The following is a 12693-nucleotide window of genomic DNA, read 5'->3' on the forward strand; positions in this document are numbered from 1 at the left end:
ATCTCCTTTCTCATTCCGAAACTGCTAGCAATTTGACACCGTAATGAGATGTAACGTCATGCCTTTTGGTAGCTCACGTCCGATAGTTGCCTCGTTTCTTCTCCGTTATTGCTGAACTAGACCATCAAACTTAATAAAGGATCTGGCCCCAGCCCGCGTCAATATAATCAACAACTTACGCGAGCTGGGCGTTAATCACCCTGTAAATGGCCGCCAAAACACTCGAAATGGGCTTCATATGCTTGGCTTTTCACAAAGGCCGGGGCGTTTGTCTTAGCTGCAGCCGGACGTTCCGCCGCAGGTGTTGCACTTCATGCAGGTGCCGTTGCGGACCAGCGTGTAGTTGCCGCATTCCCCGCAGGCTTCGCCCTCGTAGCCCTGCATCTTTGCCTTGGTACGGGCGTCCATGCTGACCGCGCCGCTGGACACCGCTGTGGTCGACCCCATGCTGGCCGCGACCGAGGCTTGGCCTGCCTGCGGCATCACACGGTCAAGCGTCTGCGTGTCGCCCTGCCCCTGCCCGCCTTGCAGCAGCACCAGATCCTGCGGCAGACGGTTGCGCAGATACCCGGTGGAGCTGATCTGCTTGAGCACCTCGAGCGAGCGGTTGGCGGCGGTTTCGGAGATTTCCGCCACATTGGCGACGCTTTCCTGATCGCCGCGGCCGAGGCTGTCAAAGCTGGCCCCTTCGGGTTGCACATGCGCCAGATCGGTACGGTCCAGATAGGACACGGCGAGCTCGCGGAACACATAGTCAAGGATCGAGGTCGCGTTCTTGATGCTGTCGTTGCCCTGCACCATGCCAGCGGGTTCGAACTTGGTGAAGGTGAAAGCGTCGACGAATTCCTCCAGCGGGACGCCGTATTGCAGCCCCACGGACACGGCGATGGCAAAGTTGTTCATCATCGCACGGAAGCCCGCGCCTTCCTTGTGCATGTCGATAAAGATCTCGCCCAAGGAGCCATCTTCGTATTCACCGGTGCGCAAATAGACCTTATGCCCGCCGACATTGGCCTTTTGGGTATACCCCTTGCGGCGCTGAGGCATCTTTTCGCGGTGCGATTTGATGATCTCTTTGACGATGACCTTCTCGACGATCTTTTCAGCCAGCACGGTGGCTTTCTCGTGAGTGGTGCCGCTTTCCAGCGTTTCGGCGGCCTCGTCATCATCCTCGACCAGCGCAGAAGCCAGAGGCTGCGACAGTTTTGATCCGTCGCGGTACAACGCGTTGGCTTTGACGCCAAGCGACCACGACAGCTCGTATGCGTTCTGGCAATCCTCGATGGTGGCGTCATTCGGCATGTTGATCGTCTTCGAGATCGCGCCAGAGATGAAGCTTTGCGCCGCCGCCATCATGTAGATGTGGCTGTTGACGGACAGATAGCGTTTGCCCTTCTTGCCGCAGGGGTTGGCGCAGTCGAAGATGCCGTAGTGTTCGGGCTTGAGGTGCGGCGCGCCTTCCAGCGTCATCGTACCGCAAACATGGTCGTTGGCCGCCTCGATGTCTTTCTTGGAAAAGCCCAGGGATTTCAGCAGGTCAAACGTCGGGTCGTTCAGCTTTTCGGCAGGGATGCCAAGTACTTGGGTGCAGAACTCCTCGCCCAATGTCCATTGGTTGAAGACAAAGCGGATGTCGAAGGCCTGCGCCAGCGCCGCGTCGATCTTGGCCAGCTCGTTGGGGCCAAAACCGTGGCCGACCAGCGTGGTGTGGTTGATCGCAGGCGCGTTGCCGATGGTGCCGTGACCGACGGCATAGCCGACGATTTCTTCGATCTGGGCCGAGCCGTAGCCAAGCTTTTCAAGCGCCGCGGGTACCGACTGGTTGATGATCTTGAAATAGCCACCGCCCGCGAGCTTCTTGAATTTCACAAGCGCAAAGTCAGGCTCGATCCCGGTGGTGTCGCAATCCATCACCAGACCGATGGTGCCCGTCGGCGCAATCACAGAGGTTTGCGCGTTGCGGTACCCGTGCTTTTCGCCAAGCCGCAGGGCTTCGTCCCAGGTCGCGGTGGCGATGTCGATCAGGTTGGCTTGCGGGCAGTTTGCGTGATCCAGCGGCACGGGCTTGACCGATAGCGCCTCGTAGCCATCGGTGTTGCCGTGGGCCGCATTGCGGTGGTTGCGGATAACGCGCAGCATATGGTCGGCGTTCTTGGCGTGGCCGGGGAAGGCCCCCAGCTCGCCCGCCATCTCGGCGGAGGTGGCATAGGAAACGCCTGTCATGATCGCGGTCAGCGCCCCGCAAAGCGCACGGCCCTCGTCGCTGTCGTAGCTAAAGCCCATGTTCATCAGCAGACCGCCGATGTTGGCATAGCCCAGACCCAGCGTGCGGAAATCATAGGACCGCTGCGCGATTTCCTTGGACGGGAACTGCGCCATCATCACCGAGATTTCGAGCGTGACGGTCCACAGACGCGAGGCGTGCATATAGTCTTCGACCATGAACTCCCCGTCTTGCAGGAAGGTCAGCAGGTTCATCGACGCAAGGTTACAGGCCGTGTCATCCAGGAACATATATTCGGAACAAGGGTTCGACCCGCGGATCGCGCCGTCTTCGGGGCATGTGTGCCAGTCGTTGACCGTGTCGTGATACTGGATACCGGGATCGGCGCAGGCCCATGCGGCGTGGCCGACTTGCTCCCACAAGTCACGGGCACGGATGGTTTTTGACACGCGCCCGGTGGTGCGGTCCAGCAGTTCCCAATCGGCGTCTTTTTCGACGGCGTGCAGGAAAGCGTTGGTCACCCGGATCGAGTTGTTGGAGTTCTGGCCCGAGACCGAGGAATAGGCTTCGGAATCCCAGTCTGTGTCATAGGTCGGGAATTCGATCGAGGTATGACCCTGCTTGGCATAATCCAGCACGCGCTTGACGTATGTCTCTGGGATCGCGCATTTTTTCGCGCTGCGGATCGCGGCCTTCAGCTGGTCGTTCTTGGCGGGGTCATAGGCGTCGGCCTCTGCGCCGTCCCATGCTTTGATCGCGGCAAACAGCTTGTTCAGCTCGCGTTCATGCATCTTCGAGCCAGCGACGATGCTCGCTACTTTTTGCTCTTCGATGACCTTCCAGTTGATGAAATCCTCGATATCGGGGTGGTCCGCATCAACGATCACCATCTTGGCCGCGCGCCGTGTGGTGCCACCCGATTTGATCGCGCCTGCCGCACGGTCACCGATTTTCAAAAAGCCCATCAAGCCAGAGGATTTCCCCCCGCCCGACAGTTTCTCGCCCGCCGCCCGCAGGCTCGAGAAGTTGGTGCCGGTACCGGAACCGTATTTGAACAGACGCGCCTCGCGGACCCACAGGTCCATAATGCCGCCGTCCCCTACCAGATCGTCAGCGACAGACTGGATGAAACAAGCGTGGGGCTGGGGATGCTCGTAAGAGGATGTCGACCGCGTCAGCTTGCCGGATTTGTAATCGACATAGTAATGCCCCTGCGCGGGACCATCGATGCCGTAAGCCCAATGCAGACCGGTGTTAAACCATTGCGGGCTGTTGGGTGCGCCGCGCTGGCTGGCCAGAATGTGGCGCATCTCGTCATAATAGGCTTGGGCGTCTTCTTCGGTGGTGAAATAGCCACCTTTCCACCCCCAATAGGCCCAAGCGCCCGCCAGACGGTCGAACACTTGCTTCGACGACGTCTCGCCGCCCATGGTCGCATCATCGGTCGGCACCGAGCGCCAGAGGAATTCTGGCACGCCCTTTTCCTTGACCTTCCTGGTCTCGGACGGGACGCCTGCCTTGCGGAAATATTTCTGGGCGATCACATCAGAGGCGACCTGGCTCCAGCTGGAGGGCACTTCGACGTTATCGAGGCGAAAGACCACCGACCCGTCAGGATTGCGGATTTCGGAGGCTGTGCTCACAAAGTCCAGTTCTGCGTAGGCATCCTGACCGGATCGCGTGAATTTTCTCTCGATTTTCATAAGTGCTGCCCCAAATTTTCAAACTCTCAACCAGCGGCATGATCGGGCCGCCAAACCTATCGCCGGTGTGCATCGTCCCCCGCACCCGCATCAGGTTGGTCTTGGATCAAGCCGTTTAACCGGCGCAAAAGTGCAAAACCCAATGTCACCCGATCAGCACGCCACCCCGATCAATCACCAGATGTAGTGGCCCGCCCGTCGATTTACACAAACTGACGTATGCAGCCCTATTCGGTCAACGGCTTTATTATCGAAACAAGGGAAGTTGCATCTTGACCGGATCGGCATTTTTTGAAGCTTCGGTCGGCGCGGTGATTCAGCGAAATGATATGCACAGACAGCGGATCACGAGGAGGCTTTTTCACACCGCGGATAAAGTTAATAAACGCTAAGGTTTAGCCCGGCTGGCTCATGTATCGCTTGAGTTATCCACAAAATCCCAAACAGCGGGCTGGGGATAAACATGGCGTAACTGTGGATGATAAAAATTTATGCAGCCACCAGATATAGGTTCGCAAACCCGGCTATCTCACCAGATTTAGAGCGTGCTTCTGTGGCAAAAAAGAACGACTGCACACAAATACAGCGTTCTGATCTGCATGAAGCAGATCAGGAACACTATATGTGGTGGTTCTTAAAGTGGTCGGGGCGAGAAGATTCGAACTTCCGACCCCCTGTACCCAAAACAGGTGCGCTACCAGGCTGCGCCACGCCCCGACTGCGGCCTACTTAGCCCCAAGCAATCGGATTGAAAAGCCCTAAGTTCACAGAAAATGATAGTTTCTGACGAACTAACAGGGCCATGCCGGATTGCGCCCTGCAAACGCGGGATGGCGCAGCTCTGTCCCCGGTGTGATGCCCATCCGCGCGCTTAACCCGCCGTTGATTTCCAACACCGCCAGCAGCGCATCACTGCCCCCCTCAAGCGGAGATTCGTCGAGCGGAATCGCATTTTGGTGGATGTGCTGCACCACACCGTGGGAATCGATGAACAATAGGTCGAGGGGAATCAATGTGTTGCGCATCCAAAAGCTAAGCGGCTGCGGTTCTTCATAGATAAAGAGCATACCCGCGCTGCCTGCCAGTGAGGTGCGGTGCATCAATCCTTGGGCACGTTCACCGGCATCATCGGCAATCTCGACGCTAAAGCGCGCCTGCCCCCAGTCGCCGCGCAACGTCACGCTGGTGTCACTGCATTTGGCAGCGGCAGCCCCTGCCATCGCCAGAGTGGCAAAGGCCATAAGACCCGCGCGGATCAGCTTTGCGCGGTGCCAGATGAATCGAGTCGTACCGTTTCCCATGCATGTACCTCTGCCGCCATCTGGCCGCGTTCCCCGTTAATGACCCGCAGCGCCAATGCCTCGCCCGGTTGCAAATCCGACAGGCCCGACTGGCGCAACACTTCTATATGTAGAAAGATGTCATCGCTTTTGCCAAACACATTCGCGAAACCAAAGCCTTTGGACTTATCGAACCATTTGACCCGCGCGGGCTCCAGCGGTGCGGCGGCCACCAGCGCGGGATCAATGCCCACAATATCCGACAACGCCATCGCCTGAGCAGCAGCGGGCGGGTGTACCGCATGGACCTGTGTCGCCTGCACCCCGCGTTCGGTCTTTTGCACCGTCAGATCAATGCGCGCACCGTCCGCGACAGAGCTTTGACCGTAATTACGTAACACATTGACGTGCAACAGGATATCAGGCCCGCCAGCGTCTGAGACAACGAAACCGAACCCCTTCGCGGGGTCAAACCATTTCACCACGCCGGAAATGGCAGAGCTATTGCTGGATACTTCTGACACAAATGTCCTTTGGTCTTCTCTAGGTCAGGCAACAGCGTGCCCGCGTACAAAATATCAGCGGCAAAAGCCGCCTTATGGGTTCAATCTCGTTACGCTCCAATCACCGTTTTGTTCGGCACGTCGCCAGACAAAACGGTCATGCAATCTATACTCTCCGTCGGCCCAGAACTCGATTTCGACCGGGGTGATCCGGTAGCCCCCCCAAAAAGGTGGACGGTCTGGGTTTGGCCCCTTTTTGGCGGTGACTTTTGCCACTTCGGCGACCAATGACGCACGGCTGGCTAAAGGGGACGATTGGTCAGAGGCCCAGGCCCCCAACCGGCTTTTGAGCGAACGCGACTTGTAATATGCGTCCGCCTGCGGGCCTTCTTCTCTGGAAACCACGCCGCGCACCCGTATCTGGCGGCGCAGGGATTTCCAATGCATCACGAAAGCAGCCTTGCCCGCGTGATCCAGTTCTTGCGCCTTGGCGCTGGTGTAGTTTGTATAAAAGACGAATGCCGCGTCTTCGATTTCTTTCAGCAATACCATGCGCGCATTGGGCAAACCGTCGGCATCCACGGTCGATAGCGCGATGGCATTTGGGTCGTTGACCTCTGTCTGCGTTGCCTCATCCAGCCAGCGGCGCGCAATCACAAAGGGATCGTCACCGGCAAAAATGCCTTTGCGCACTTCCATGATCATGATCCCCTTCCTTGCGCATCGACGCAATCTTGCGACAATGCCTTACATCAAATGACATACTAGAACAACTAAACACACCGCCGCGCCGAAAAAACCGCCAGGGCGGTCTATCACGGCGTCCTCTCAAGTGCCGCGATCACCGTGCAGCCTTGATGCCAAACTATCAATAGCATAAACCGGATAAAAGTTCAGTGACATAGTCGAAGGAAGTACAATGGCAAATGACCTGATGGCAGGCAAACGTGGGCTTATCATGGGCCTCGCCAATGACAAGTCGATTGCCTGGGGCATCGCACGCACCCTCGCGGATGCCGGTGCAGAGCTGGCATTCTCGTATCAAGGCGAGGCGCTGAAAAAGCGGGTCGATCCGCTGGCGGCGCAACTGGGCAGCGATCTGGTCCTGCCCTGCGATGTCGGGTCGGAAGAGTCGATTGACGCGCTGTTTACCGCTTTGGGCGAACGTTGGGACGGGATCGACTTTATCGTCCACGCGATCGGGTTCTCTGACAAAAACGAATTGCGCGGGCGCTATGTCGACACCAGCCGCGCCAATTTCGCGATGTCGATGGATATCTCTGTCTACTCCTTCACCGCTGTGATGCAGCGCGCGGAAAAGATGATGAAGTCCGGCGGCAGCGCGGTCACGCTCACCTATTACGGTGCCGAAAAAGTGATGCCGCATTATAATGTGATGGGCGTCGCCAAGGCCGCTCTGGAAGCATCGGTCAAATATCTGGCCGAGGATCTGGGCAAGGACGGCATCCGCGTTAACGCGATCAGCGCCGGCCCGATCAAGACATTGGCCGCATCCGGCATCGGCGACTTCCGCTATATCATGAAGTGGAACGAGTATAACTCGCCCCTGCGCCGCAACGTGACCATCGACGATGTGGGTAAATCCGCGCTGTTCCTGCTTAGCGATCTTGGCTCGGGCACGACGGGCGAGAACCTGCATGTGGATGCGGGCTATCACGTGGTGGGCATGAAAGCCGTCGACGCCCCAGACATGGCAAAGGAATAACGACATGAGCAAGGATGCCTCGCGCCTGCCCCATGAAAAAGGGTTTCACATCAGCTGGGACCAGATCCACCGTGACAGCCGTGCGCTGGCGTGGCGTCTGGACGGCATGGGCCCCGATGACGGCGGCTGGCGTGCTGTGGTTGCGATCACCCGTGGCGGTATGGCCCCCGCGATGATCGCCGCCCGCGAGCTGGATATCCGCACCGTCGACACGATTTCGATCAAGTCCTATGACCATCAGGATCAATCGGACGCGGTCGTGCTCAAGGCCCCCGATGCAGAACTGATGGGCGACGGCACCGGTATCCTGATCATCGACGATCTGGTAGACTCCGGTAAGACCCTTGAAGTCGTGCGCCAGCTTTACCCCAATGCGCATCTGGCCACCGTCTATGCCAAGCCCAAGGGCCGCCCGCAGGTGGATACCTTCATTACCGAAGTCAGCCAGGATACGTGGATTTTCTTCCCCTGGGATATGGCGCTGCAATATGTAGAGCCCTACCGCGGCAAAGACTAAGCGGCACCCCCGCAGATACCTGCCTTCGGCGAGGATTTAGGACCATTTGGAAGCAGCGGCCGCGCGCCGTGTCAGACTTTGCGCTGGTCCGCTCGCCGAAGGGCCCCCTCCCTCGCCCAGACAGGAGCATTGACCATGACCCCGCGTACCGCCGCGACTTTCTCTCCTCCGGTGATGGAGGCGCGCCGCTGGTTGACGGGCGTCCATTTTGACGCCGACCGCCCCCTGATCAACGTGAGCCAAGCCGCCCCTGTCGATCCGCCACCGCAGGCCATGCGGCAGGCCATGGCTGATGTCGCGCTGAACAACGATGATGCGCATCTTTACGGGCCGGTGCTGGGTCTGCCCGAGTTGCGCGACGAGCTGGCCGCGCAGGTCAGCGCCCATTACGCCGGCGCGGTAGAGCCCGCGCAAGCGGCGATTACATCGGGCTGCAATCAGGCCTTTGCCGCTGCGATTGCCACGCTCTGTGCCGAGGGGGACGAGGTGATCCTGCCGGTGCCGTGGTACTTTAACCACAAGATGTGGCTGGACATGTCGGGTGTCGCCGCCGTGCCGCTGCCGGTGGGCGATACGCTCTTGCCCGACCCGGAACAGGCCGCCGCCCTGATCACCGACCGCACCCGTGCCATCGCCTTGGTCACGCCCAACAACCCCGGCGGCGTTGAATACCCCGAAGAGCTGGTGCAGGCGTTTTTCGATCTGGCCCGTGCGCGCGGTATCGCCCTGATCCTGGACGAGACCTATCGCGACTTTGACAGTCGTTCCGGTCCGCCGCACCGTCTGTTTCAGGACCCCGACTGGCACGATACGTTGATCCATTTATATTCTTTTTCAAAGGCCTACCGTCTGACTGGTCACCGAGTGGGCGCGATTGTCGCCACCCAGACGCGTCTCGCCGAGGTTGAGAAGTTCCTGGATACCGTTGCCATTTGCCCCGGCCAGATCGGTCAGCATGCCGCCCTTTGGGGGATGCAGAACCTTGACACATGGCTGGCCGGCGAGCGGCGCGAGATCCTGGCGCGGCGACAGGCGATTGCCGACAGCATGCACCGTTTGGACGCGAAAGGCTGGAAGCTTTTGGGGCTTGGCGGCTATTTCGCCTATCTCTCGCATCCCTTTGACGAAAGCTCTGCCACATTGGCCCCGCGGCTGGTGCGCGAGGCGGCCGTGCTGACCCTGCCCGGCACCATGTTTCATCCGGAAGAGGATATCACCGGCGGGCGGCATCTGCGCATCGCTTTTGCCAATCTGGATGTCGCAGGCATCGAGGTGCTGTTTGACCGTCTGACACAGGTCTAACGCGGCTCTTGCCCCCCTGCCGCGCACCGCATAGACAGGGCAAAACGTGCGTTTAAGGGATGACACCATGAAAGCCAAAGGCAACAGCTTTACGAAAACCGCAGTATGGGGGCTGATGGGTCTTTTGATCCTGGGTCTGGGCGGTTTTGGCGCGGTCAATCTGAACGGCAGCGCACGCACCGTCGGCGAAGTGGGCGACAAGTCAATCTCGGTTGACGATTACGCCCGCGAGCTGCAGCAGCAGATCCGCGCCATCGAAAGCCAGTCCGGCGAACAGCTTAGCTTTCAAGAGGCCCAAGCCATTGGGCTGGACCGTGCCGTGCTGCAACGTCTGGTCCGTTTGCGCGCGCTCGACAATGAGGCCGACGAGATGGGCCTGTCCATCGGCGACGCAAACCTGCGCGAACGCGTTGTGGAAATCCCGTCGTTCCAAGGCGTTGACGGGAATTTCGACCGCGAGGGCTATCGCTTTGCGCTCCAGCAGGCCGGTCTGAACGAGAATGAATTCGAACAATCGCTGCGCGAGGAAGCGGGCCGCACCCTATTGCAGGAAGCGATCACCGGCGGTGTTGCGATGCCCGACGCCTATGCAGACACGCTTGTATCCTATGTGGGCGAGCAGCGCAGCTTTACCTGGGCCAAACTGACGCAAGATGATCTGGATGCGCCCCTGCCCGACGCAACCGATGCGCAGTTGCAGGCCTATTACGACGAGAACGCCGATCAGTTCATTCTGCCCGCCAGCAAGACCATCAGCTATATCACCATGGGCCCGCAGGATCTGCTGGACGAGGTAGAGCTGACCGACGAAGAGCTACAGGCCGCCTATGATGACCGCGCGGATGAATACATCCAGCCTGAACGCCGCTTGGTCGAACGTCTGGTCTTCCGCGATCAGGAGGCAGCCGATCAGGCCGCCGCCGCGCTCGAGGTTGATGGCAACACATTTGAGGGGCTGGTCGCGGACCGCGGGCTTTCCCTGTCGGATGTGGATCTTGGCGATCTGAGCCAGCAACAGTTGGGTGCCGCAGGGGACGACGTATTTGCTGCCGAAGTGGGTGATATTGTCGGCCCGCTGCCCAGTAATCTCGGGCCTGCATTGTTCCGTGTGAACGGTGTGCTGCCGTCGCTGAACACCACCTTCGAAGAAGCCCGCCCGACGCTGGTGCAAGACCTTGCCGCGGACCGCGCGGCCCGTCTGGTAGAGGTCCGCGCCCAGGATCTGGACGACCAATTGGCCGGTGGGGCCACGCTGGAACAGATCGCCGAGGAAAGCAAAATGACCCTCAGCACCATCGAGTGGACGCAGGACAGCAGCGAAAGCATCGCCGCCTATGCCGGTTTCCGCGAGGCCGCGACACGTCTGACCGAAGGCGACTTCCCCCAGATCCAACAGCTGGATGACGGTAGCGTTTTTGCCATGCGTCTTGATGGCACCAAAGAGGAACGCCCCAACCCGTTTGACGCCGCCCGTGCAGACGTGTCCGAGGCGTGGCAGAACGAACAATTGATCACCGCCCTGCGTGCCAAGGCCGAGACCCTGCAAGCCGAACTTGCGGATGGCGCTGATTTTGCCGAACTGGGGCTGGAGCCCAAGACCGGGACCGACCAGACCCGCGACGCCGTGGTCAGCGCCGCACCGCAGGGGTTCATCGCCGCTGTGTTTGACGCAGCCCCCGGCGAAGTCGAACTGCTGGAAGGTGCCGATGAGGTCGCGCTTGTCCGTCTTGATAGCATCAAGGACGCGGGCGAGAATGACCGGATGACGCAGGTCAAATCCCAGATCGCTACCCAGCTGGATGACCAGCTGTCGCAAGCGCTTTTCGCCGCTTTCTCTGACGACGTGATCCGCCGCACGGCACCGCGTGTCGATCAGCAGGCGATCAACGCCGTCCACGTGAACTTCCCCTAAGTTAGGTCTCCCATGTCGTTGACACCCGATTATGACAGCTTTGCCGCAGGCTATGCGGCGGGCAAGAACCAGATCGTTTACACCCGTCTGGCTGCCGATCTGGACACGCCTGTTTCGCTGATGCTCAAGCTCACCGGTGCGGCACAGAACGCCTTTGTCCTGGAATCCGTGACCGGCGGTGAGGTCCGCGGGCGCTATTCGATTATCGGGATGAAGCCCGATCTGATCTGGCGCTGTCAGGGCACCACGTCGGCCATCAACCGTTCGGCACGCTATGACGTGGATGCCTTCGACGATGTCGCAGGGGATCCGCTGGATACTTTGCGTGCGGTGATCGCGGAGTCGAAGATCGACCTGCCTGATGACCTGCCGCAAGCCGCCGCCGGGCTGTTCGGATATCTGGGGTATGATATGATCCGGCTGGTGGAACATCTGCCGAATGTGAACCCCGATCCCATGGGGCTGCCCGATGCGATGATGGTGCGTCCCTCGGTGATTGCCGTGCTCGACGGGGTCAAGGGCGAGGTCACGATCGTATCGCCAGCTTGGGTGTCTGACGGGCAATCGGCCAAGGCCGCTTATGCCCAAGCCGCCGAACGCGTGATGGATGCGGTGCGTGATCTGGAGCGGTCGATGCCCGGCGCCAGCCGTGATCTGGGCGACGCCCACGAAGAATCCGCCCCCGTCAGCAATTTCACCCGCGAAGGCTATAAATCCGCCGTTGAAAAAGCGCGCGAATACATCGTGGCGGGCGACATCTTTCAGGTGGTGCCGTCGCAACGGTGGGCGCAGGGCTTCTCGCAGCCGCCCTTTGCGCTGTATCGCAGTTTGCGCCGGACCAACCCGTCGCCCTTCATGTTCTATTTCAATTTCGGTGATTTCCACGTCGTCGGGGCCTCGCCCGAGATCCTCGTGCGCGTCTTCGGCAACGAGATCACGATCCGCCCCGTGGCAGGCACCCGTCGTCGCGGGGCCACGCCGGAAGAAGATCGCGCACTGGAGGCTGATCTGCTGGCCGATCAGAAAGAGCTGGCTGAGCATCTGATGCTGCTTGACCTGGGCCGCAATGACGTGGGCCGGGTCGCCAAGATCGGCACCGTGCGCCCGACCGAGGAATTCATCGTCGAACGCTACAGCCACGTGATGCATATCGTGTCCAATGTCGTGGGCGAGCTGCGCGAAGACCGCGATGCGCTGGATGCCTTCTTTGCGGGGATGCCCGCGGGCACAGTGTCAGGCGCACCCAAGGTCCGCGCGATGGAGATTATCGACGAGCTGGAGCCCGAGAAACGCGGGCTCTACGGCGGCGGTGTAGGCTACTTTAGCGCGGGCGGCGACATGGACATGTGCATCGCCCTGCGCACGGCCGTTATCAAGGACAAGACCCTGTATATTCAGGCCGGCGGCGGCGTCGTCTATGACAGCGACGCAGAGGCGGAGTATATGGAGACGGTGCATAAATCCGACGCGATCCGCCGTGCGGCGGCCGATGCAGCACGCTTCGCAGGTCAAGGGAACAGCTGAGG

Annotated in this window: 9 protein-coding genes and 1 tRNA gene; 5 read left to right on the top strand and 5 right to left on the bottom strand. The window is 59.7% G+C overall.

Annotation, left to right across the window (positions count from 1 at the left end):
• Positions 1-273 precede the first annotated feature (273 nt).
• The 5 genes from C1J04_RS10910 to pdxH all read right to left on the bottom strand — a co-directional run bounded on the left by C1J04_RS10910 (position 274) and on the right by pdxH (position 6409).
• Positions 274-3927 (bottom strand): vitamin B12-dependent ribonucleotide reductase, encoded by a 3654-nt coding sequence (locus tag C1J04_RS10910; protein WP_009824796.1) that lies wholly within the window; start codon positions 3925-3927, stop codon positions 274-276.
• Between the two features lie 640 nt (positions 3928-4567).
• A tRNA-Pro gene (locus C1J04_RS10915) sits at positions 4568-4644 on the bottom strand.
• 74 nt (positions 4645-4718) lie between these two features.
• Positions 4719-5168: a DUF192 domain-containing protein gene (locus C1J04_RS10920; RefSeq protein WP_009824797.1), complete on the bottom strand. Its 450-nt coding sequence runs from the start codon at positions 5166-5168 to the stop codon at positions 4719-4721.
• 14 nt (positions 5169-5182) lie between these two features.
• On the bottom strand, positions 5183-5731 hold the full coding sequence (locus tag C1J04_RS10925) for a cold-shock protein (RefSeq protein ID WP_174226609.1): 549 nt from the start codon (positions 5729-5731) through the stop codon (positions 5183-5185).
• Positions 5732-5803: 72 nt separating this feature from the next.
• Entirely contained in the window at positions 5804-6409 is a 606-nt protein-coding gene (gene pdxH / locus C1J04_RS10930) for a pyridoxamine 5'-phosphate oxidase (RefSeq protein ID WP_037954447.1), read from the bottom strand.
• Positions 6410-6629: 220 nt separating this feature from the next.
• Here pdxH and fabI point away from each other — a divergent pair, with 220 nt between their 5' ends.
• The 5 genes from fabI (at position 6630) to trpE (ending at position 12691) form a co-directional block, all read left to right on the top strand.
• Positions 6630-7436, top strand: a complete 807-nt coding sequence (gene fabI / locus C1J04_RS10935) for an enoyl-ACP reductase FabI (protein ID WP_009824799.1) — start codon at positions 6630-6632, stop codon at positions 7434-7436.
• Between the two features lie 4 nt (positions 7437-7440).
• Positions 7441-7953: a xanthine phosphoribosyltransferase gene (gene gpt / locus C1J04_RS10940; RefSeq protein ID WP_005853828.1), complete on the top strand. Its 513-nt coding sequence runs from the start codon at positions 7441-7443 to the stop codon at positions 7951-7953.
• Positions 7954-8127: 174 nt separating this feature from the next.
• The gene (locus C1J04_RS10945; RefSeq protein ID WP_009824800.1) at positions 8128-9255 is read left to right on the top strand and encodes an aminotransferase; all 1128 of its coding nucleotides are present in this window, start codon (positions 8128-8130) and stop codon (positions 9253-9255) included.
• 67 nt (positions 9256-9322) lie between these two features.
• Positions 9323-11167, top strand: coding sequence for a peptidyl-prolyl cis-trans isomerase (locus C1J04_RS10950; RefSeq protein WP_009824801.1), 1845 nt, complete (start codon positions 9323-9325; stop codon positions 11165-11167).
• A 12-nt stretch (positions 11168-11179) separates the two neighbouring features.
• Positions 11180-12691 (top strand): anthranilate synthase component I, encoded by a 1512-nt coding sequence (trpE, locus tag C1J04_RS10955; RefSeq protein WP_009824802.1) that lies wholly within the window; start codon positions 11180-11182, stop codon positions 12689-12691.
• Positions 12692-12693: the final 2 nt, after the last annotated feature.

It is taken from the genome of Sulfitobacter sp. SK025 (assembly GCF_003352105.1).
Classification (GTDB): Bacteria; Pseudomonadota; Alphaproteobacteria; order Rhodobacterales; family Rhodobacteraceae; genus Sulfitobacter; species Sulfitobacter pontiacus.